Below are 22183 nucleotides of genomic sequence, written 5' to 3' on the forward strand. Positions count from 1 at the left end.
TATGTTGAGATAAAGAGCGTCCGAAGAGCCGCCAAAGGGGGGAATGTAGATGCGAACGGTCCGGGAAACACTGGCAGCCGCCGCGCTGGCCTGTTCGGTGATATTACTGCCGATCGGCCTTGAGGCTACGGCAGCCGATCGCCGTATCGACGTGTCGAACCCCAAGGTCCATCGTGTCTTCCTGCCCATGTCGCAATCGCTGACGATTGAGGTGAATGCCACTCTTGGCGATATCGTCGTCGCCGACGAGAAGATCGCAGATGCCCAGCCGATGACGGACAAGACGCTCTACGTCATTGCCAAGGGCGCCGGTACCACAACCGTCAATCTCTTTTCCGAAGACAAGCGCTCGCTTGGCGTAATCCAGATCGAGGTCGGCGTCGACGTCAACGATATGGCGCAGGCAATTCGGCAGGTAGCGCCCAGATCGCGGATCGATATCGGCTCGGTCAATGGCAAGGTCCGGCTCGGCGGGCATGTGAAAGACGGCGCGACGCTGGCGTCGATCCTGGAAGTGGCCCAGCAATACGGTCCCGACGCGATTATCAATGCCGTTACCGTTGATGACAGCCAGCAAGTGAATCTGGAAGTGCGCGTGCTCGAGGCCAAGCGCAATGCCGGTCGCGACCTTGGTGTGTCGATCAGGAGCACGAACAACAGCGGAACGACCCGAACTGGAACGGGCATTGCCGCCGTCGATGAAGATAACGTGGTGCTCGGACCGGGCGGTCTGCTCACTGGCCTGCTCTCGAACACCAATCCGTTCGCGGCGCTGATCACTCGCGTCATCGACAGCAACATCAAGGTCGATCTGATCATCGAGGCGCTTGAGGCAAAGGGTGTCGTGCGCATGTTGGCCGAGCCCAATCTCACCACGCTTTCCGGCGAGCCGGCCAGCTTCAACGCCGGCGGTGAAGTGCCCATCCGCAGCCTCGACAGCGACGGCCAGATCAACATTGTGTACAAGCAGTTCGGCGTGAATCTGCAGTTCACGCCGATCGTGCTCAACGACGACAAGATCCATATCAAGCTAGCGCCGGAGGTAAGCGACCTGAACGGCTTCACGCCGGCTGGCGACCCGATCTTCACCACCCGCAAGCTGGCGACCGTCGTCGAGTTGCGCGACGGCCAGAGTTTCGCCGTCGGCGGGCTCTTGTCCAGCAAGAATACCAAGATCCAGAGGCAGGTGCCATGGCTCGGCCAAGTGCCGATTGTCGGCGCGCTGTTCCACAATTCAAGCAATCAGAAGGAAGAGACCGAACTGGTCGTCATCGTCACCCCGCATATTGTTCGCCCAGTGAAGCCCGGCGAGCAACTGGCGACGCCATTCGACAAGACACGGCCGGCCAACGACCCGGAATTTTTCGTGCTTGGCCAACTGGAAGTAACCAAGGACATGGTGCGCAAATATGAACTAGGCGAAGGCGTCGTCGGCCCCTATGGCCACATGCTCGACGTGAAATCCAAGGACAAGATGATCTATGTCAAGAAATAGGGTGTTGATCATGCTTTTGTGTGCCAGCGGGTTGGCGGGCTGCGCCGACTATCTAAACCGCTACGACACGGTGACACTGGCCGCAGGCGACACCCAGAAATACAATTCGCTTCTGCAGACGGTCGATCCGCTCAATCCGGCGTCGAAAAAGACCGCCATTGAAGGGGATGGCGCGCGCGCTGCTGCTCTTGCCCAGAGTTACAAGTTTCCACCGCCACCACCGCCGCCGCCGGCCATCACGGTCAATGTCGGGACGCCGAAAGACACGGCGGATTGAACAGAAGGATCAGCGCGTCAGGTAAACAAGGAATCCTGGCGTCAAGGAGCAAAAGAGCAAGGCCATGCTGCGTATTATTCGCGCGTTCTGGCACGATCAGAGGGGAATAGCGCTGATACTGGTCAGCGTCATGCTGCCGGCGATCATCGGATTTTCTCTGCTGGTGATCGACATGAGCCGGCTCAACAATCTGCATAACGATCTGCAGAAGGGTGCTGATGCGTTTGCCCTGGCAGGCGCGGCTGAGCTGGACGGGACGTCGGGCTCTATCAGCCGTGCTGATAGGGCGATCGCTACGCTGGTACGCAATCGATACACCTTCTCGACCGCCGGCCCTCCTCAAACGCTCGCTTCCGCCGGAGTAACACGCCGATATCTTCGCTCATTGCCGGCCACCGACAATCTCCCGATTCTGCCGGCCAATGTGATCACCGACGAGCTGAATGACGCCAAACTTGCCCGTTTTGTTGAAGTCACTGTAGCCCCGGTCGGGTTTGCTGCAATCTTCCCGGCTTCCTTCTTGTCATCCAGCGCCAGCAACAATTTCAATGTTGGCGCAGTCGCTGTGGCGGGCTTCACTTCCGGCGTGTGCGATTTCACGCCGGTTTTTATGTGCAACCCTTACGAGACGGTGAACGGGACGAATGCAGCGGGCGGATTCACACTTGAGCAGGCCGTCTCCAACCCGGCTGTACATCGTCGACTGATCGAACTGAGGAAGGTCGGAAATGGGGCTGCCGCTGGCCCTGGTAACTTCGGCTTCCTCGAACCTCCGGCCGGTGTGGGGAACGGTGCTCAAGCCCTCGCTCAGACGATTGCAACATCAAGGCCGATTGGTTGCTACAGTTCCGCCAACGTTAGCACGAAAACTGGCCAGAACGCCGGCCCAGTGCAAGACGCCTTCAATGTTCGTTTCGGCATTGCAGCCAGCGGCAACCATTTCAATAGTGCTGAATACGGTCCAGCCGCGAACGTCCGTAAAGGGGCAATCAAGACCCGAGGAAGCGCAAACCAATGTCCTTCCATGAACCAACTTTCATTCACCCAAGCTGGAACAATGGGCCTTCCACGCGACGCGACCACTCCATACCTCGGCGGCCGAATGGGCGATGGAAATTGGAATTTCTCTGGTTACTGGAGCACCAACTTTGGTTCCGCTGCCTACCCATCTTCATGGAATACGACCAAGCCGACGCGCTATCAGGTCTACCGTTACGAGATATCAGCCGGGTTGGTAGGCATGGCGTCGACTGGTGGAGAGATCGGAACCCCGTCGGCAACTTGCCAACCTCCTGTCACGACGGTTGACCGTCGGTTGATTTACGGTGCGATCCTGAACTGCAATGCACTCCACGCTGCCGGCAGCGATCTGTCCGGCCACAGCACGGATCTGCCGGTGGAAGCTTTTGCAAGCTTTTTACTCACTGAACCGGTTGCGTCGCCATCGGAAGACGCATCCGTGATGGTTGAATTGGTTGACGTTACTGGGGGTGGCGGCCAGGGCACGCTAGACAATTTCCTCCGCGACGAAGCTCAGCTTTACCGGTGATGGCGATGATTGGAATGCTATTGCGCCATCTGGATAGATTTCGATGCGATCAACGCGGTGCAGTGCTCATCGAAATGACGCTGATCACGCCGCTGATGCTGATTTTGGCGGGTGGCGTGTTCGAGTTCGGCAATCTGATTCACGAAAAACTCTTGATGGAAGCCGGACTTTCAGATGCAAGCCGCTTCGCCGCGCGCTGCAACAGCCAATTGTATACACAAGCGGGGCTTGCGGCGGTCAACTGCGCCGATATCGCTGCAAATATCGCTGTGTTCGGCAATGCGGCGGGAGCCGGCAGTGCACGCGTCAGCGGCTGGCAGAAATCGAATGTGACGGTGACAATCGCTGCCGCTGGTTCTTGCCACGATGCTGTGGTCGCCGGCGTCGCCCAATATCGATCAACCACCGCGCAGGTCTGTATCGTCAGGGCTGCGGGTACCCTGGCGTACAGCGGGGTCGGCATGCTGTCGATCATCGGCATCGGCCCGATCACGCTGAACGGCTCTCACGAGGAGCGGCTGATCCGGTTCTGATCATGATCAAGCGTTTTGCGGAGTCGGACGACGGCGCGGCGATGGTCGAAATGACTATCGTTTCGACGCTGCTGTTTGCCCTTGTCCTCGGTTTCGTCGATTTCGCTCACGCCTTCTACCAATGGAACGCTGCTACCAAGGCGGTCCAGCTCGGCGCCCGGCTGGCCTCGATTTCAGACCCCATTGCGACGGCCCTTGCGACTGCGGCGCCGACGACGACACCGGGTGCGCCAGTCGTTGCCGCGGCATATGGCCCCTTTGTCTGCACATATACGGCTGGCACAGGGGCTTGCACCAACGGCGGCACATTCAATGCCGCCAACTTCAGCCGTGTCTTTCGCGGGGACACGGCAAACACCAACGATGATGCCTGTCCCCCACTTGCAGCAAATCAACGGCCCGGGATGTGCCATTTCTTTCCGCGCTTGCGCCGCGACAATGTGGTGGTCACCTACAGCGCCACTGGCTTGGGCTATCAGACCCGGCTGGGGGGACCGGTGCCAACAATCACCGTAAGTCTTCAAAACGTGACCTTTCAGTTCTTCTTTCTGCAAGGGCTGATGGGCTTTGCCAACGTCACCATGCCGTCCATGCTAAGCACGGTTACGGGCGAAGACCTGAAGAGCACATCACCATGAACGCCATCAACACCAAGGTTCTCCCAACCAAACGAAAGCAGGTCGCCCTGTTCTCGTCGGATTCACAGTTCAAGCACGAGGTGGCGACGCGGCTCGACGCGCTGGCTATTTATGACGTCCGGATTTCCGAAACGGATGACTTTCTCAAAGGCCCGATCCCCGACACGCGGCCGGGCATCGTAATCCTCGACCTTGCCAATGGCGAGCTGCTTGGCAAGCCCGGCATTGTCGAGGGGCGCGCCCTGTGGGCGGCCGTGCCGCTGATTGCGGTTTCAGACGAGCTGACCTCTGAACAGACGCGCATCCTGGTGCGGATGAACGCCTCGGACTGGCTGCACAAACCAGTCGATGCCAAGGAGCTTCTGAATGCGGTCACCTTCCATGACACCGGCAACCAGGGCACCAAGAGCCGCATCATCACCTTCATCAGCGCTAGCGGCGGGGCCGGCGCCACGACGCTCGCTTTGTCGGCCGCGGATTTCCTGGCCTCAAAATCCACCGAACGTGCAGCTTCAACCTGCCTCGTCGACCTCGATTTCCAAAGTGCCAATTGTGGCGCCTATCTCAACCTCTTCAACCAGTTCGACCTTGCCGGCATCATCGGCCAGCCGGAAAGGCTCGATGTCGAACTGATGGACGTTATCAAGCTCTCGCGCCCGTCCGGCCTGACGCTGTACGCCTTCGAAAGGCCGCAACTGCCATTCGAGCCGCAGGGCGCGGATTTCGTGTTCCGGCTGCTGGACCTTGTTGCCTATCGCTTCGACGACATCGTCATCGACCTGCCCAACATCGAAACTCCCTGGCAGAATCCTGTGCTTTCCACGAGCGACGCGATCTTCATCGTGTTCGAGCTCAACGTCGCGTCGCTGCGGCAGGGCAAGCGGCTCTACAAGAAGATCCGCGATTTGCGCGGCAATTCGGTGAACATCACGCTGGTCGCCAACAAGCACAAGCGCAAATGGTTCGGCAACCATTTTTCGCGCAGCGAACTCGAGAAGATATTCAAGGCACCGCACATCAAATCGGTTGCCCTGGACAATGCGCTGCTGACCGATGCGCTGAACCGAGCCATCATGCCTTCCGAAGTGGACGGGCGGGCACGCTTCAACAGGGATCTGAAGCGGATTTTCAAAGAGAGGCTCGATGACCCTGCCCGGTAGATACCGCTTCCTTCCGCTGCTTGCAGGCGCTTGCATCATGGGCCTGGTATCGGCCTGGGACTGCGCCCATGCCCGCTCCGCGCTATCGGACCAGCGGCCGCTGCCAGCCATGGGCCCCAGCCTGCGCAAGTTCGTTGCTTTCCAGACCGCGGAACAGCCGGGCACGATCATTATCCGCAAGCACGAGAAGGCGCTTTATCTTGTGACCCGAGAGGGTGAGGCGCTGCGCTATCAGATCAGCGTCGGGCGTGACGGATTTGGCTGGAGCGGCACCGTGGAAGTGAGGGCGAAAACCGAATGGCCGGAATGGCGCCCACCGAAAGAAATGCGCGCGCGCCAGCCGGAGCTGCCGGAGATGGTGCCGGCCGGTCCCTACAATCCGCTCGGCGCACGGGCGCTCTACTTATCCCGAGACGGGCACGACACGCTTTATCGCATACACGGCACCAACGACCCTTCAGGGGTTGGCTTCGACGGCACATCGGGATGCTTTCGTCTTACCAATACCGATGTGATCGATCTTTTCAAGCGCGTTTCGGTCGGTGCAAAGGTGGTGGTCCAATGACGATGATTAGCGACCCGGACATGCCGGCGATCGACATTGGGCCGGCGACCCAAGCATTCGAACAAGCTGTCGCTGGGAAACCTAGCAATGCCAGGATGATCGGCGTTGTCGCCGCAGGCGCCTTGCTGATCACGGGAGCAAATTTAACAGCCGCCGCCTATCTCTTCCGCAGCATCAACGATCTGCGCTCTGTCGAAGGGAGGCTGGAACAGCTCGGATTGTTCGAGCAACGGATTGCGGCCCGCCTCGATACGGTCAACAACGGTTTTCAAAGCCGGTTCGAAAAACTGGACAATCAACTGCAGGGTAGCTTCAGCCAGATCAACGACAGCATTGCCCGAATTGAACAGAACTTACCGGTGGTCCACGACGACGTTTCTACCGTGGCGGAGCCTCTTGTTGAGATGACCAGCGCCACGGCGGAGCCGCTCAGCGATCTCGATGGTGAAGAAGCGACCGAACGCAGTATCGTCGAAGCACCACGCCCGCCCAAAAGGAGCAGTGCAGCACCGGTGCCTCCTGCCCCAAGCTCCTCCTACCGGCGCATAGAGCAGCCTGACGGCAAGGTGTATTATCGCAAGATCGATTAGAGCGGGATACGGGAGCGTAGGGAATGCTTGCCAGAGAAGATCGTCCGCCGCTTTTGGCGTCGCGCGTGTCGCGACAGACGATTCGACGCTCGAAATGGAGGCAGGACTTAGTTGGTCATCCGGGGCATGATGTGCTCAGTCGACACCGAGACGGCCGCAATACGACTCTAAGTTACCTTTTGAAGCCGACCATCAAGGCGTCAGGAGATCATAAGTGAGCGCTATCGCCATTTCTCCTCGCACCAATCGTGATCGGCTGCTTCTAACGATCACGAAAGAGGATTTCGGGCTGGAATTCCGGGTGGTCGCGCGTGGCGGCATACGCCGCGGCATCCGTCTGGAAAAGGCTTTCTGGATATCTCTGAAGCAGATGGCTGAAAGTAGGAAATGCACGATCGGCATGCTGATTGAGGAAATCGCCGAAAGTGCGACCAACACTGGTAACCTGACATCGGCGATACGGGTGGCTTGCATAAACGGGCTCGCGGATGAAAACATCGTCCTGCGGAAGCTTGCATCGATCAGGACAATCAATGCCATATTGCTTGCCTGCCCCTCGCCCGCTTTCGCCTTGGCGTCATCGAAGAAGATCCTGACTTTCAATGCTCCGTTCCAGCAACTGGTCAAGCGTCAGTTGCCGCTCGGACCAGACTATGATGCACGACCAGATCTCAAGCTGGCGCTAGATCTCAACGTCGCCGACATTTTTGCCCGGCTCGATGCCAACGGCGAAGTTCCGATCGCCAGCGGCTTTGTCATCGGGGCCGGCGAACGCAGGTATCGAGGTCAATTGAATGTAGTACGCGCGCCCGTACCCGAACCGGAGTTGCTGATGGCGTTCGTCAACGGCTAGAGCTGCCGCTCCCGGCGAGCGAGGCTCAATTCGGGCAGAAGATGCTTCGTGTCATTTTGCGCGAATAGGAACTGTCTGCGAGACTTCGATTAGGCCCGACCGCTATTGCCAGCCAACGGCCCGCGCCGTTTGGCGGGAGCGGCACCATCACCAATCAACCGAATTCATTACAATGAAGGGCGACAACCTCGAAGAGAGAGGGCATGACGACGTATTGGCGCCAGAGAGGGCTTAGCGAGCGGAAAAGCGGAATTGGATCCGAACTGGGCTGATCGCCGCGCAACGCGCGGAAAAGCTGCGGCAAGCTCCAAGAAGAAATTTTGCAGGATCGAACACATGTGTTGGCTGGAAAATAGAAAGCTTATCCGCTCCGCGAAGGTCATTGCCGAAGCTGAGCATGCCGAACGCACCGAGAAGACAGCAAGATTGAGATCGCTTCGGATGGCAGCTCAGAGTGACCTGAAGGTTCCGTTCCGTGAGGAACTCGATTGCTCTCTACTTATCGCCGCACTGACTCAAGGCGAATTATCGGCTAAACTTCCCGACGGATCGCATTGGCGGGGCCGAGCAAGGGCAACAGGCAAAAACCAGTATTCCTCCGCGCCCGCCAATTCGAATTAGCGAGTGTTGCCTCGTCCGATGACTCAGAAGGCGATCTTGACACCCGGCCTGCCACTGACAGTGGAACTGTCTTGAGACCACTTGCCGCAATTTCACTGCTGAGCGTGGTCGATTGAGCGTTGAACCCAGACGACATTGCGACGAGAAGTCTGCGTCTTCAAACTCACTCTCTCTGCTGTCAACGCTTGCCGTGTTGGAATAGCCGAAGCGCTCCTGGATTTCCGCTCGCGCAAATGGGCTGATCACCTGATCACCTGATCACCATACCGTCGCCGAAGAAAATCGGCGTAAATCCAGGTGGCTCTTTCGATACGAGACCTGAGCCCGTCAACAGCGCAGCCTTGGCAAGTTATTGGCTACCCCTGCAGACGGACCATTGGGTCCCATTTCCATCAAGATGCCGCAGCTTTGATGTTCGCCGCACCTTGGGTTCGCACGCATACAAGTTCGGTCTCTATGCTGTTCTCGATTGGCTGCGGCGAAGCTTTGCGCGCGATGCTCCGTTACAGGAAACGGCTTGAACGCTCCCGCGCGGCTTGGGGCCGGCTCGCTTGGGCTGTTCTGTCTGGCGACAGCGGCTGTTTCACGCGAATTTTGCAAAAAAATGAACTGGTGCATTTGAAAAAGGAGCTCGTGCTGTAGGCACCGCAGCTATATCCCTCGATTGGGTGATTAGCCGCTGGCGGTCTCCCGACTGGAACCCCGAACACTTTGCGAATTGTTGGCGGATCCGACAGGACTCTGAGGCATAGCTAAGATCGCTTTAGCTCGCGCCCGAGCATGTTCCCGTCTTCGATCATCTGCGCGGTCATGCCGCATCTTCTATGGCATGGGCTTCAACGGAACCGGCATTGCACAGACGCCCATCGGCGGCCGCGTGCTCGCCAGTCTGGTGCTCAGCGCAAGGACCGGCGGAGCGCCAGCGGTCTTGTCGGCATCGACCGGCGGCTGGCATTGCCTCCAGAGCCGTTCCGCTATCTCGGCGCCAGACTTGTACGCGGCGCAATCCGGCGCAAGAGCGACATCGAGATCCGCAATCGGAACCCGGATGTTCTCACCCGTTTTCTTGCGCAGCTTACGCCGAGGCATCGCAAGCAGTAGTAGTCGTGCCCAGCAGTCCGCCTGGGCTGTCATTCAGCCGAGCCGATCCCGATGGCCGATGTTGTTGTAGGCAAGCGAAGAGACATACGACACGTCAATATCCGTGCATGGCCTCAACCTCGGCATAGACGCGCTGCAATTCAGCTCCAGCCAGACCGTCGCGGCCGGAGATCAGACGGCCTCGCGGTTGCGGTGAACCGCAATTGAATTACGCTCCACCAAGCGGGCCGCCAGCACACGGTGCTCGAAAGGCAAACTGGCCTCCCCTAACCTCCTCAAGAGAAGCTCCGCCGCCGCCGCTCCGATCAATTGTGCTGGCTGCGCGATGGCTGTGATGCCGTGGGCCACGAATTGCATCCAGTCGAGATCGTCGAAGCAAAGCAGCGAAAGGTTTCCCGGGATCGCAAGCTTCAGTGCCGATGTCGCCTCCAGAACGCCTGTCGACATCATGCCATCGGCGGTAAACAGGGCGGACGGCGCATTGCGCATTGTCAGCAGGTCGAGTGCCTCCTTGCGGGCCGCCTCGCTAGAATAGATCGCCACGCGGCGGATCAACTGCGGATCCGGTGTAATGCCCGCAGCGCGATGGGCTTCGAGGTAACCCAATAGCCTTTGCCAGCTTGGATGATGATAGCGAATATCAGCGCTGGAGAGATCGGCGTTTGCCACAAACGAGCCAACATCATCGCGTTGGCCCGGTCCGAGCTCCGCCAGAATTCCGATGCGGCTGTGTCCGGCGCCGATCATCGCCGCGATGCTGCTACGCGTTATGGAAACATTGTCGACCACCACTGTATCGGTTTCCAGGCCCGCGACCATGCGGTCAAACTGCACGACGGGACAGCGGGCTGCGACTGCCTCACGAAGATGATCCGGTTCGTCCACGAAAGTCGACGAGACAACTAAACCGTCGACCTGCTTTTCCAGCAGGAGCTGCACCGCCTCTCGCTCGAGTTCGGCATTTTCGTCACTATTCGTGACGATAACCCCGAAGCCGCCACAGCGCGCGACATCCCCTATTCCGCGCAGGACGCTGGCATAGAAGGGGCTTTCGATGTCGCCGACGACAACTCCGATAGTCTGCGTCTTACCGGTGATCAGGCCTTTGGCCAGGCGATTGGGCCGATAGCCCAGCGCAGCTGCCGCGGCGCGCACCTTCTCCTGAACCTCGGGGCTGCTGTAGCCGTACCCACCAAGGACACGCCCGGCCGTGGCGGAACTCACCCCGGCCCGGCGAGCGACCTCTATGATAGTTGCGTTTTTCGACGATCTTTGAGTCACTCGGCAAACCCCGCCGCCCATGCGCGCGTTGTGACGGGGACCTAGCGGCAGTTAAGCCCGCGCCGCAAGGCCGAACACCGAAGCACCCGCCGTTGCGCACACCATTGCAATCACAGCACCTCTGACAGAAAGCGCCGAAGACGTGGACTCTGCGGATTGTCGAAAAGGTCCTCTGGTCGTCCTGCCTCGACTATCCGCCCCTCGTCCATGAATACGACCTGGTTCGCGACTTTGCGAGCGAAGTTCATCTCGTGTGTAACGACCACCATCGTCATCCCGCCCCGCCCGAGGTCGGCCATCAAATTCAGGACACCTTTGACCAATTCCGGATCGAGGGCACTGGTGACTTCGTCGAACAGCATAACCTCAGGTTCGAGGGCCAAGGCGCGCGCGATGGCCACCCGCTGCTGTTGCCCACCCGAGAGATTAGCCGGCCGATGATCTTTGCGCTCCAGCAGTCCGACTTCATTCAGCCTCGCTAAGGCCGCCCCCTCAGCCTCCTCGCGCGACATGCGTTTAACTTTGCGCAGCGCCAGGGTGATGTTGGCGAGGGCGCTGCGGTCGGGAAACAGATTGAACTGCTGGAAAACCATGCCGACGCGCCGCCGGAGTTGGTCAGGGGTCTGTTTGTAGATGCTTTCGCCATCGAGCAGAATGTCACCGGCTCGACACTCTACGAGGCGGTTGAGGCAACGCAGCAAGGTCGACTTGCCCGAGCCGGACGGCCCGATGAGGCAGGTGACGGTCCCGGGCTGCACTTTCAGACTGACGTCATGGAGCACCTGGACGACGCCGTAGGCCATGTCGATATTCTTGACCTCGATGCCGCCGCCCTTGAAGCGTGTGGGCGCCGCTGCAGGCAACGTCGCTGCGCCCGGCACGATCGCTTCGGCAAGCTCGGCGACTTCCTTGAGGCCGCTCTGCACAGCGGTGATACGTTTGCCGACGCGCATGCGAGCGTCGATGTAATTGACGAGGTGGGTTAGCGGCACCGTGATCACGAGATAGAACACGCCGGCCAGCAACAGTGGTGACAGATTGCCGGTCAGCACGGCCTGGTCCTGGCCGACGCGAAACAGTTCGCGTTCGGAGGCGAGCAGGCCAAGGAAATAGACCAGGCTGGAGTCCTTGACGTTACCGATGAACTGGTTGACCAGTGCAGGCAGGACGCGGCGGATGCCTTGCGGGATCACCACCAGGCGCATGCCTTGGCCGTACGTCATACCGAGAGTGCGCGTTGCGTCGATCTGACCACGCTCGACGCTCTGAATACCGGCGCGAAAAATCTCTCCGATGTAGGCGCCGGCAATCAGGCTGAGTGCCAGAATGCCCAGCGGATAAGGCGATGGACCGAACAGATCTCGGCCCAACCGCGCGAAGCCTTGGCCAATAATCAGGATCGTGACAATGGCGGGAAGCCCGCGGAAGATATCGGTGTAGACTCGGGCAAGGAGTTTCAGCGGCCGGTTTTCGGAAATCCCCATGACAGCGAGGACGATACCGATCAGCGTCCCGAAAAACGTCGAGGCAAGGGCCAGGATCAAAGTGTTCTTGAGGCCGACCATCACCATGTTTGGCAGAACTTCTGCCATCGCCTGGAAATCAAGGAAGCTGCGGGCGAAGGTATCGAACCAGCTCATATCAAGTCCATCTATAACTCGGCCGGGCACCGTTGCTCACGGGCCCGGCCGGAAACGAAAATGAATACGCGCGAATTTACTTCTTGGGCAGATATTGATCGGGCATCGGAGTGCCCGGGAACCACTTCTCATGCAGCCGTTTCCAGGTGCCATCGTCCATGGCCTCGCGCAGCGCCTTATTCAGCGCCTCGCGGAAGGCATCGTTGCCTTTCTTGACCACGAACCCGGCCGGCGCATCGAAGGACGGCACGTTCATTGTTATCTTCAGGTTCTTATAGCGCTCCACATACTGCTTGGCCGACTCATAATCAGTGAAATGGCCATCGATCGTCCCGTTATTCAGCGCCGCCACCGCAGTGTTGTTGTCGGGGAATTTGACAATGTCGCCCTTCAGATTCTTCTCGGCATAGATTTCCTGCAGCGTTCCCTGGATCACGCCGATGCGCTTTCCGGCGGTGCTCTCATTGCTCGTCAGTGCCGGATCCGCCGAAATGATCGACAGGTAGCCGGCGAGATAGCCGTCGCCAAAATCCACGGTCTTCTTGCGCTCCGCGGTCGTGCCGATGGCCGCGACAGCGACGTCGAAGCGGCCGTTGGCCACCGACGGCAGCAGCGCCGAGAATTCCTGGCCGGTGAAAACGACCTGTTCCTCCTTGAACCCGAGCCGGCGCGCCACATCACGGAACAGTTCGGCGTCGAAGCCAGTGAAGTTACCGTTGGCGTCGGTGAAGACATAGGGTTTCGCATCGCCCATGGTTCCGACGCTGATCACCGTCGGGTCGATGAGGTTGTAGGGGTTGTCGGCCGCGTTTGCCTGCGTTGACGAGGCCAACGTGCCAAGTCCTGTCAACAGCGCGATCGTCAGCGCCAGACCGGATTTCACCAGTTGGCGCCTGCTCAAATTCGTGTGCATGTCTTCTCCTCTTACGATTGGCCGAACTCGGCCCTGCGATCCCACTCGACGTCTCATTTAAACGCTCTTAGGTGGCGTTTTGGTCAGATAGGTGAGAACGTTATCATTTTCACTAGCATTGTCCATTTCTCGCGTCAATTGCTTCGGAGAATTTCGCTGCTAGACGGTTTCCAGTCTTGAGCGTGCCTAGCTCCGCGAAGGATCTCCGGCGTCATCTTTCCTAACTCGATTGCTGTCGCGTGGCCGATCGCCCCGTAGTACTGGCAGGTAGCGGCCGCCGCCTCGGCGGCATGGCCGAGAATGTCTTGAGGCGCCTCTTCCTTAAGCAGGCCGAATAGCGTTCTGGCGATGAAGGTGTCGCCCGCGCCCAGGGTGTCGACGGGTTCGACCAGCCGCGCCGGGGTGCTGTAGGAGACGGTGTCGCTGTGAAGCACCGCGCCAGCTCGACCTCGAGTCACCAGAACCCATTTTGAACCACATGCAAGCAGTTCGGATACGATTGCAGCCAATTTATCGTCGTTGAGACCGTCGCCCGAGACGGAGGCCAGATAGCAATAGCGCCCAATCTCGCGCCGGTGTCCCGGCTCCCGCCGTGTAGAAAAATCGTAAGATAACAGGGATTTGCTCGATACCGCGGCAACCCACGGGTCTAACCCGCTGGATTGGCCGATGTGGACGGCCTGAAAGCCCGAGAGAAAATCCAGATCTTCTTGCGTTGGCGTGAACATCGAGACGCCGAGGTCGAAGTCCAGGAAAATCCGATCAGCGTTTCGGTGACCTATGAGGCAGTAGGCAGTCGACCCTTCGAGGCGACGCAATCGGGTGACGTCCACGCGTTCCGACGCCAGTGCAGCGCAGATCAGGTCCCCGGCCCGGTCTTTGCCGATCGCTCCAACATAGGCCGACTGCCCGCCGAAGCGGCTCACATAGACCGAGACATTGAGGCAGTTTCCTCCGGGGAACATCTCGCCGCGAGCAAGATAACAATCGACCACGTTATCACCCATCGCGGCAATCTTGACCATTGCATGACTTTCAGTTTAAAGGATATGAGAACGTTCGCACAATCACCACTATCTGTCAATTGTGCCCCCGGCCAAGCTTGTCAACGAGACGAGGAAGCTCATGATTTCCGCCCTGCCCGCCGACGTGGAACGCGCCCTGACCGCTACGACGGGCAAGCGATTTTCGCACCTATTCCTCGTGGCGTGCGGCGGCTCGCTCTCGATCATGATGGCAGGCAAATACTTCGTCGACCGTCACAGCGGCACATTCGCCTGCGACATCTACAACGCGGATGAGTTCGTCTGCCGAGATCCGCGACGGTTGGGACCTGACACGCTCGTTGTCCTTTGTTCGCAGACAGGAACCACCACGGAGACCGTGCGGGCGGCCAATCACGCAAAACACCGAGGCGCAACGACAATCGGTATGACGCTCGACCAAACATCGCCCCTCGCGCGGGCGGTCGACCACCCGGTAGCCTACCAGGCATCCTACACGACGGGCAAAGCAATCGATGCGGCCTACAGCAATTACGGCGTGCTCTATATGTTGCTCGCTGGCCTGATCGATGCTCGGGAGGATGCCAAGCTAACCGCCGACCTGCTGATGAGCCTGAGCCATCTTCAGCCGGCCATCGAACGTGCGCACCGGATCTATGCCGACCGGTTTCGGGCCTTTGCACCCCGTTTCGCGCCGCGCAAGGGGATCTACACACTTGCCAGCGGTGCCAGCTATGGCGCGGCCTATTCCTACGCCATCTGCGTGTTGATGGAGATGCAATGGTACGACTCGCAGGCCATACACGCCAACGAGTTTTTCCATGGCCCCTTTGAGGTGGTGGACAAGGATGCCGGCTTCGTCGTGATGTTGGGCTTGGACGAAACGAGGCGCCTCACGGAACGCGCCCGCGACTTCCTTGTCAAGTACGGCAGCCGGGAAAACACCCTGGTGCTCGATGGAGCGGAACTCGACCTCAGCGGTATGTCCAATCGCATCAAACCCTATCTCGTGCCCTTGGTCTTCTTCGACACTCTGTGGCGTTTTGCCTACGAGCTGGCCGGTCTGCGCGGCCGGCCGATGCTCGAGGGCCGGCGCTACATGAAGAAGCTAACGGACTACTAGTTCCGCCGCGCTCTGCAGCGATCTAACAACTCCAGCCCGTCTTCTGCGAAGAAGGATTTCTCTATGACTGCATTCCCAAAGCCGCGCCATGTCGTTGTTATCGGCGCGGGCATCTTCGGCATCTCTTCCGCGTTGCACCTCGCTCGTCTTGGCGTTGATGTAACCATTGTCAACGACGGCGCGCCCGCCAATGGCGCATCCAGCCGTTCACTTTCCTGGCTGAACTCAGCACGACGTGCGGACACTGCCTACCACCGCCTGAGGCTTGCAGGCATCGACCGTTATCGGACCCTGGCCGCCACAAGGCCGGAAACGGCGGCCTGGCTTCGCTTTGACGGCGGCCTCACCTGGGATGCGGATGACGAGGCGAACCAGATCGCGTCCATCTGCCAGCTGGAGCAGGATATCGGGTATGACGCGCTTCTGCTCGGCCCTGCCGAAGTCGGCGCAGTGGCGCCCGGCGTCAACGCCAGCGCCATCACCCCGCAGGGTGCCATCTTCAATCCTGGCGAAGGATGGGTTGACCTGCCCTGCCTGATCGATCTGCTGCTCAATGAGTTCCGCTCCCGCGGCGGCAAACTCGTGCAGAACGCTGGACGCGTGCGGATAGATGCCACAGATGGTCGCGCGCGTGGCGTCGTCACTGCCGACGGTATGCCGTTAAAGGCGGATGCGGTGGTCCTTGCCGTTGGGCCAGCGACGCCCGCCATGCTCGCGACGGTCGGAGTTCATGTCCCCGACGCCACCCCGATTTCACTTCTCTTGAAAACCAAGCCGATCAAGACCGAGCTCCGTGCCGTGCTGAATACGCCCCGCGTGGCGGTGCGCCCGACGCCGGATGGCGCACTTGTTTTGGATTCGGCGTGGTCGGAGGAAGAAGTCATGGTCAACTCCGACGGAACCTACACCGTGCACGACAAGACCGTCAAAGGACTGCTCGAGGAGGCTAGTGCGGTGCTCGAGGGCAATCCGCGGCTCCAACTCGCTACCTATGCAGTTGGCCCGAAGCCGATCCCCGGCGATGGCGAGCCAGTGCTTGGCTCCGTCGAGACCGTTGCCGGGCTTCACGTCGCCTTTAGCCACAGCGGCGCCACGCTTGGATTGATCGTCGGCGAATTGCTTGCCAAAGAAATCGCCTCAGGCAATCCGCATCCCATGCTTGCAACGTTCCGCCCTAATCGTTTCAACTGAAAGGGCAATTGGGCAAGGCCGAACCGTCCAGATGGGCCGCGGGCCTGGGGAATCTTGCCCTTACCGAGAGAGGGGTGACAGGATCGCGTGATCAGGTCGTCGTCTTATGGTCAGATGGCCACTCGCGATCCATTGGAGTGCGCTGACCGCGACAAGTTGCAAGCCTCCGCATCTTCGAAAACCAGATAACCGCGCACGATCAGAAGCCCCGTTCCACCAGAACGAACAACTTCACCTTGTTGAGAGACGGCCCGCCTTGCGGTCTGCGAGGGGTCGGCAATGTCCAGGCCTAGTGACTTGACCAAGCATTGACCAAGCGTCAGCATTGCGCCTATTGTTGTGTACAGCGATTGTCGGGCAATCCACACTCAGCTCAACGGCAATGAACACGGCTCGCCGCGAGGGGCCCCGACGTGTACAAGGACAGAAAATGCCCATCACGGTGAAAGTTGGCGAGGCCAAGACGCATCTCTCGGAACTGCTTTCAAGAGTCGAAGCAGGCGAGGAGGTGATTATTTCGCGCGGCAACGATCCCATCGCTAAACTGTCGCGGATTCAACGGCGCGACGATGTCGAAGCCGTGATCGAAGAGATCAGCGCTGCCCGGGCCCGCGCCAAGCCCGTGACGCAGGACGAAATTCGGGCCTGGCGCGATGAAGGGCGCCGCGCTTGATGGCGATCATCGTGTGATGCCTTTCGTTGTCGACCTTTCCATGGCGGCTGCCTGGATTCTTCCTGATGAAGACAGCGAGGCGGCGGCCGCCCTGATGCGACGATTGCCGGGAACAAGGGCGCCTGTCCCTTCTCTGTTCTGGCACGAGGCGCGGAACGTCGTACTGATTGCCGAGCGGTGTGGCCGCATCGCGGCGGGCGAAGCTGCCACCACCATGGCACGGCTGCGCCGATTGCCGCTAGAGGACGCGGGCGGCGGGTCGGACGGCGCGGTGCTGAGCCTAGCGGCTTCGCACGGGCTCAGCGTCTATGACGCCGCCTATCTTGCGCTGGCAATCGAAACCGAGTTGCCCCTGGCCACCCTCGATCGTAAGCTCGCATTTGCCGCGCGCGGCCAGGGAGTCCGAATTCTGGGGCCGCTCGCGAATGGCAACTGACCTCTTCGCTCGACCACCTGCCAATGTTGTTCGACGTGCCAAAGTCTCTCGTTTCCGTGCTGCCCCTGGATCGCCGCAAGTTTCTGGCCGAACTTTGACCGACGACGCCCGCGCCCTGGGAACCTGCCCCATCTGGCTAGGAAGGCATTTTGTGCCCAGAGGCGCTTGACCGCCGGTCGGCCCGGAAAACCGGTTAAAATCCTATTTGCGGAAAGAAACGGGCACAAGCGACCTTGGCAGTTCGATAACGCGCCGATATGCGGGCCAAGGGTGGCTGCAATGCTGGGGGGCCAGATGCTGCTGGCATGCCGCCTCATCACTTCGACGAGGCCGGCGTGGTAAAGCCGACCCATTGGACCATCGGCGACAAAGCAGTCGCGTGGCAGACACAAGCCGCGTCGGGACGATCCACACGTATCCAACTGTCGGCGAGCGCAGCATCGAAACGGCCGGCGCCGGAAAAGCGGCCGGAACAGAAAGAAGCGCGAGCCGGCCAACGACGCTGAGGCGACCTTGGATCGTGGCCGCGGTGTAGAATCCGAGCCGGGCTTTCTGGAGCCCAAGAACAACCGCTTTCGATGAGAGGCGGCATATCGAGACAATCGGGCCTTCGAGCAACGGTCGCGCGTTTGCGCCTGAGCGCAACAGCCTGATGGTGCTGCGCGGCTACGCCTATCTCAACTGCGGGAACAGACACAAAGACCCCGGTGGTCTACCTTGTGGGAATCAGGTGGAGTGCAGACTTCCCGCCCTTCACGGCCGCCGCCGGCAGCTTGCGGTCAAAGCTTGCAAGCTGGCCGCCACGCGCCTTGGCGAGCGCGAGAAGATAGGTGTCGGTGACCTGTGCCGAGGTCAGGATTTTCGCTGCATCTATGTTGCCAGAGCCAACCAGGCTCACATCGTCGGGCCAGAAGCTGTGCCCGTGCAGAGTCCGCAACTTGCTAACGATTTGCGCAACGACGGCGGGCGAGCCGGGACAATTGGGATATCTTTGGTTGCCGACGATGCGCAGGACGCCGTTTTCGGTGATGGGACACGTAGCCCATGCGGCGTTACCGGTCACTTCGAACCAGCCATGCGCGTCGTCATGGGCGACGTGGCCAGGATCGATCAGCGCGACCAGCACATTGACGTCGAGCAGGAACGTCAAGGCAGTTCGTCTCGCAAGGCGTTGACCGTCTCAAGCGTGACAGGAGGTGCGTCCGGCCGAGGCGACAGAAGAGGAATCCCGTTACGCTCGCCGCCGGCTTGAGGCCGGCGCAGCGAGCGCCGTGCGAGATCGGTGATGACCTCGCCGAGGCTGCGATCCTGCTGCTGGGCGATGGCCTTGGCCGCGACCAGGACATCGTCATCGATCGCAAGTGTGGTTCTCATATCGCCCTCCTTGGTGCGCATCAAACATCACGCATCATATAGAATAGCGACGTCGGATACTCAAGCTGTGCGACTTCCGACAGCGGTGCGACTTCGTAGCGTCGTAAGCAGATGAGTTGTCCGGATTCCCTCATACTTTGACTCCCGACAAAGTTGCGCAGGGCCGAAAGGACCGTTATGGCCGCGCTACCTAAGGGACGTGCCTTCCGGAAGCTTATCAGCTCGGGAGACTATCGGCAGAAGCTACGGAGGCTGCAGCAAGGACCGACGCACCCCCCTTTGAGATGCGTCGGAGCAAAGGTCTACGCGTGGCGGATTTCGGTTCCCAGCACCTTCAGGCATTCGCGGATGAACGCAGCAAGCGCCGTCCAACCTTTTGCCGAAACCATCGTCCCATCCACATATGCCTCCGTTGGAGACAGGTCGATATAGGTTCCGCCCGCAAGCGTCACCTCCGGCTCGCATGCCGCCAGTGCACCGACCTTCTTGCCACGCACGACGCCATCTACCGCGATCAGGATCTGCACGCCGTGGCAGATCGTGAAAATCGGCTTCTTGCTTTCGTGGAAGTGACGCACCATCGCCTGCACGCGCTTGTCCGTGCGGATGTATTCGGGCCCACGACCGCCGGCGCAGTAAACAGCGTGGTATTGCTCCAGCTGCTTCTCGGCGTCGGAGAAGGTCTTGTTGATCAGTGCATAGTGACCGAGCTTTTCGGTGTAGGTCTGATCGCCCTCGAAATCGTGCAGCGACGTTTTGATCAGGTCTCCGGCGCTTTTGTCTGGGCACACGACGTGAACAGTGTGGCCCACCGCTTCCATAGCCTGCTGGTAGACAAAGATTTCGTATTCCTCGGTGAATTCACCGGTCAGCATCAGGATCTTTTTGCCTGGCATGGTACTTCCTTTCCTGTGACAACGGGGCCGGGCGAGACCTGTACTCGCCCGGCAGGTTTGAGTTTCTAGAAGGCCGAATCGGGGAAGTAGTCTTCGTTGGCACTGGCCTGCGTGATGATCGTCGATGGCGGGTACGGGGACATCGGGACAGTCTCAGTCGAACGCCAACAACAAACGGTCGCGGGAATGCTCGATATGGCGACGCATCGCCTGCTCGGCAGCAGCAGGATCGGCCGCAGCGAAAGCGGCCAGAATGGCCTCATGCTCGTCAAGCGCCTCCTCGGTGACGCGCGAATGGAACATCAGGCGAAATATGTGGAAGTGGGTATGCTGGTGAGCCAGTGTCTCGCGCACGAGTTCGTTGTTGGCGAATCCCATGACCTTGTCATGGAAAATGGCATCCTGGCGGGCGAAGTTGGAATACCGCAGACGCTCGTCCTTGCCCTCATGGCGCGCCATGACGCCGGCGGATTTCTGAAGTTCTGCGAGCTTTACCTCATCCATGAGCACCGCTGCCTTTGCTGCACCATGAGGCTCTAGCAGCAGGCGAAGCTCGTAGAGTTCGTCGAACCGCCGTTTCGTGATCTGCGGCGCAGCGCGGTAACCGATCAGATGCGTCTTCAGCACCAGGCCTTCGCCCTCGAGCCGGCCGAGCGCCTCGCGGATCGGCGTATGGGAGACGTTGAATTCCTTGACCAGGCTGTCGACCGTGATGCGCGAGCCCGGCGCAATCTTCAGCGACATGAGTTGCGCAAAAATCGCTTCGTAGACGTCCTCAACCAGGCTGCTGGAGCGCTGGATACGCCCGCCGCCGAGGTTCGTATCGTCTGCATTGAGTAAGTTAATGGCCTGCATGTTTTGCCTCTTGACACATTGAGTTGCTAACACGATGCTCGAGCCAATGCAATCCTATATCCTATATGATTTTATAGAGGATATCATGCCGCCGTTACGAGACGAAGCAATGGCACTAGCGGTGGCCCTGCGGGGAGCAGCGTGCCGCGCCCGCAGCCTTTCCAGACATCGTCATAGGATGCAGGTCATGAGCCTTTTCGCTGCCATAAGGCTGCCGCGCGAAATCCTCTTCGGGAAGGGCCAACGCCACGTCATTCCGGTTGTCGCGGCCAGGCTCGGGCGTCGCGCGCTCGTCTGCACCGATGAACGTTTTGCCGCAACGGGCTCGTTCGCGGAGACTGTCGCGGCGCTGCGAGCCGCCGCGATAGATGTGCTGGTGCATGACCGAGTACTACCCGACGTTCCCCGAGACACGGTTGCCGTCTGCGTCGAGGAGGCGCGGAAGTTCGCGCCCGACATGGTGATCGGCATTGGCGGCGGCAGTTGTCTCGACATGGCCAAATGCGCTGCGTTGCTCATCAGCCACGGCGGTCAGCTCCAGGATTACTACGGCGAGTTCAAGGTGCCCGGTCCAACGCTGCCGTTGATCGCCGTGCCGACGACAGCCGGAACCGGCTCTGAAGTGACCCCGGTTGCCGTGATCTCGGATCCGGATCGCACACTGAAGGTCGGGATCTCCAGCCCTTATCTGATCGCGGCCGCAGCCATATGCGACCCTGAACTTACGATGACATGCCCGCCGGGATTGACGGCTATCGCAGGCGCCGATGCGCTGACGCATGCAATCGAGGCCTTCACCGCCGCCAGGCGCGGAACTGATCCCGGCCTTCCGCAGACACATGTCTTTATCGGCAAAACCGCCTTGACCGATCATTTCGCCCTGCTGGCGATCAAGCTGCTTGGCCGAAGCCTCGAAACGGCATACCGCCGGCCTTCTGACGAGGACGCCCGGGCCGACGTGATGATGGGCGCACTTGCAGCCGGCTGCGCGTTCGGGACGGCCGGCACGGCGGCAGCGCACGCCGTACAATACCCGGTCGGCGCGATAACCCACACCCCTCACGGATTGGGTGTCGCCACCATGTTGCCGTATGTCATGAAGTACAACAGAACAGCCGCAGCGACCGAGATGGCCGAGATCGCCAGCGCGCTCTGCCTCGATGGAAAGGGCCGGACGCCGGACGAGTTGGCCGACGCGACCATTGGCGAGGTCAGTCGCCTGTTTGGGGCAATCGGGATCACCCCCTCGTTGGCCGAGCTAGGGCTGCCCGCCGACAAGCTCGATTGGACGGCGGAACAAGCGATCGGTATCGAGCGCCTCATCAAGAACAACCCACGGCCATTCGATTTGAGGTCCATGCGACGCCTGGTCCAGGCCGCCTTTGATGGCGACCTCGCCAGCTGCGCGGTGTAAA

The 22183-nt window shown here is 59.8% G+C and carries 23 protein-coding genes; 15 read left to right on the plus strand and 8 right to left on the minus strand.

Annotated elements, in window-relative coordinates; translation table 11 throughout:
* The first annotated feature begins 49 nt into the window (after positions 1–49).
* From NKJ17_RS25115 to NKJ17_RS25160, 10 genes are all read left to right on the plus strand, one after another.
* On the plus strand, positions 50–1495 hold the full coding sequence (locus NKJ17_RS25115; RefSeq protein ID WP_352508000.1) for a type II and III secretion system protein family protein: 1446 nt from the start codon (positions 50–52) through the stop codon (positions 1493–1495).
* 10 nt (positions 1496–1505) lie between these two features.
* Complete coding sequence (locus NKJ17_RS25120; RefSeq protein WP_352508001.1) at positions 1506–1772, plus strand: hypothetical protein; 267 nt, start codon at positions 1506–1508, stop codon at positions 1770–1772.
* 64 nt (positions 1773–1836) lie between these two features.
* Positions 1837–3321, plus strand: coding sequence for a TadE/TadG family type IV pilus assembly protein (locus tag NKJ17_RS25125; RefSeq protein WP_352508002.1), 1485 nt, complete (start codon positions 1837–1839; stop codon positions 3319–3321).
* Positions 3322–3335: 14 nt separating this feature from the next.
* Positions 3336–3854, plus strand: coding sequence for a TadE/TadG family type IV pilus assembly protein (locus NKJ17_RS25130; protein ID WP_352508010.1), 519 nt, complete (start codon positions 3336–3338; stop codon positions 3852–3854).
* Between the two features lie 2 nt (positions 3855–3856).
* On the plus strand, positions 3857–4492 hold the full coding sequence (locus NKJ17_RS25135; RefSeq protein WP_352508003.1) for a TadE/TadG family type IV pilus assembly protein: 636 nt from the start codon (positions 3857–3859) through the stop codon (positions 4490–4492).
* Positions 4489–5652, plus strand: a complete 1164-nt coding sequence (locus NKJ17_RS25140; protein WP_352508004.1) for a CpaE/TadZ family protein — start codon at positions 4489–4491, stop codon at positions 5650–5652. Before NKJ17_RS25135 ends, NKJ17_RS25140 begins: the two co-directional genes overlap by 4 nt.
* The gene (locus NKJ17_RS25145; RefSeq protein WP_352508005.1) at positions 5636–6217 is read left to right on the plus strand and encodes a L,D-transpeptidase; all 582 of its coding nucleotides are present in this window, start codon (positions 5636–5638) and stop codon (positions 6215–6217) included. Before NKJ17_RS25140 ends, NKJ17_RS25145 begins: the two co-directional genes overlap by 17 nt.
* Positions 6214–6807, plus strand: coding sequence for a hypothetical protein (locus NKJ17_RS25150; RefSeq protein ID WP_352508007.1), 594 nt, complete (start codon positions 6214–6216; stop codon positions 6805–6807). The genes NKJ17_RS25145 and NKJ17_RS25150 overlap by 4 nt, the downstream gene beginning before the upstream one ends.
* A 214-nt stretch (positions 6808–7021) precedes the next feature.
* Complete coding sequence (locus NKJ17_RS25155; protein WP_502906568.1) at positions 7022–7660, plus strand: ribbon-helix-helix domain-containing protein; 639 nt, start codon at positions 7022–7024, stop codon at positions 7658–7660.
* A gap of 252 nt (positions 7661–7912) precedes the next feature.
* Positions 7913–8281 carry a hypothetical protein gene (locus NKJ17_RS25160; RefSeq protein ID WP_352508008.1) on the plus strand — a complete coding sequence of 123 codons (369 nt, stop codon included), beginning with the start codon at positions 7913–7915 and terminating at the stop codon, positions 8279–8281.
* A 1272-nt stretch (positions 8282–9553) separates the two neighbouring features.
* Here NKJ17_RS25160 and NKJ17_RS25165 read toward each other — a convergent pair.
* From NKJ17_RS25165 to NKJ17_RS25180, 4 genes are all read right to left on the minus strand, one after another.
* Positions 9554–10684: a LacI family DNA-binding transcriptional regulator gene (locus NKJ17_RS25165; RefSeq protein WP_352509066.1), complete on the minus strand. Its 1131-nt coding sequence runs from the start codon at positions 10682–10684 to the stop codon at positions 9554–9556.
* 89 nt (positions 10685–10773) lie between these two features.
* Positions 10774–12303, minus strand: coding sequence for an amino acid ABC transporter permease/ATP-binding protein (locus tag NKJ17_RS25170; protein WP_352509065.1), 1530 nt, complete (start codon positions 12301–12303; stop codon positions 10774–10776).
* Between the two features lie 76 nt (positions 12304–12379).
* Positions 12380–13216: an ABC transporter substrate-binding protein gene (locus NKJ17_RS25175; protein WP_352509064.1), complete on the minus strand. Its 837-nt coding sequence runs from the start codon at positions 13214–13216 to the stop codon at positions 12380–12382.
* Between the two features lie 134 nt (positions 13217–13350).
* Positions 13351–14241 (minus strand): PfkB family carbohydrate kinase, encoded by an 891-nt coding sequence (locus NKJ17_RS25180; RefSeq protein WP_352509063.1) that lies wholly within the window; start codon positions 14239–14241, stop codon positions 13351–13353.
* A 100-nt stretch (positions 14242–14341) separates the two neighbouring features.
* On the opposite strand from NKJ17_RS25180, the gene NKJ17_RS25185 reads away from it, so the two are divergent.
* The 4 genes from NKJ17_RS25185 (at position 14342) to NKJ17_RS25200 (ending at position 17643) form a co-directional block, all read left to right on the plus strand.
* Positions 14342–15343, plus strand: a complete 1002-nt coding sequence (locus NKJ17_RS25185; protein WP_352509062.1) for an SIS domain-containing protein — start codon at positions 14342–14344, stop codon at positions 15341–15343.
* Between the two features lie 63 nt (positions 15344–15406).
* Positions 15407–16534: an NAD(P)/FAD-dependent oxidoreductase gene (locus NKJ17_RS25190; protein ID WP_352509061.1), complete on the plus strand. Its 1128-nt coding sequence runs from the start codon at positions 15407–15409 to the stop codon at positions 16532–16534.
* 430 nt (positions 16535–16964) lie between these two features.
* On the plus strand, positions 16965–17207 hold the full coding sequence (locus tag NKJ17_RS25195) for a type II toxin-antitoxin system Phd/YefM family antitoxin (protein WP_352509060.1): 243 nt from the start codon (positions 16965–16967) through the stop codon (positions 17205–17207).
* The gene (locus tag NKJ17_RS25200; protein ID WP_352509059.1) at positions 17188–17643 is read left to right on the plus strand and encodes a type II toxin-antitoxin system VapC family toxin; all 456 of its coding nucleotides are present in this window, start codon (positions 17188–17190) and stop codon (positions 17641–17643) included. Before NKJ17_RS25195 ends, NKJ17_RS25200 begins: the two co-directional genes overlap by 20 nt.
* 712 nt (positions 17644–18355) lie before the next feature.
* On the opposite strand, the gene NKJ17_RS25205 is transcribed toward NKJ17_RS25200, so the two are convergent.
* From NKJ17_RS25205 to NKJ17_RS25220, 4 genes are all read right to left on the minus strand, one after another.
* Positions 18356–18793, minus strand: coding sequence for a TA system VapC family ribonuclease toxin (locus NKJ17_RS25205; protein ID WP_352509058.1), 438 nt, complete (start codon positions 18791–18793; stop codon positions 18356–18358).
* Positions 18790–19017 carry a CopG family transcriptional regulator gene (locus NKJ17_RS25210; RefSeq protein ID WP_352479447.1) on the minus strand — a complete coding sequence of 76 codons (228 nt, stop codon included), beginning with the start codon at positions 19015–19017 and terminating at the stop codon, positions 18790–18792. The genes NKJ17_RS25205 and NKJ17_RS25210 overlap by 4 nt, the downstream gene beginning before the upstream one ends.
* 302 nt (positions 19018–19319) lie before the next feature.
* Positions 19320–19913: a DJ-1/PfpI family protein gene (locus tag NKJ17_RS25215; RefSeq protein ID WP_254819857.1), complete on the minus strand. Its 594-nt coding sequence runs from the start codon at positions 19911–19913 to the stop codon at positions 19320–19322.
* Positions 19914–20066: 153 nt separating this feature from the next.
* Entirely contained in the window at positions 20067–20768 is a 702-nt protein-coding gene (locus tag NKJ17_RS25220) for a GntR family transcriptional regulator (protein ID WP_352690532.1), read from the minus strand.
* A gap of 187 nt (positions 20769–20955) precedes the next feature.
* Here NKJ17_RS25220 and NKJ17_RS25225 point away from each other — a divergent pair, with 187 nt between their 5' ends.
* On the plus strand, positions 20956–22182 hold the full coding sequence (locus tag NKJ17_RS25225; RefSeq protein WP_352509056.1) for an iron-containing alcohol dehydrogenase: 1227 nt from the start codon (positions 20956–20958) through the stop codon (positions 22180–22182).
* Position 22183: the final 1 nt, after the last annotated feature.

The sequence above is a fragment of the Mesorhizobium sp. M0208 genome (assembly GCF_040322015.1).
In the GTDB taxonomy this organism is placed as follows: Bacteria; Pseudomonadota; Alphaproteobacteria; order Rhizobiales; family Rhizobiaceae; genus Mesorhizobium.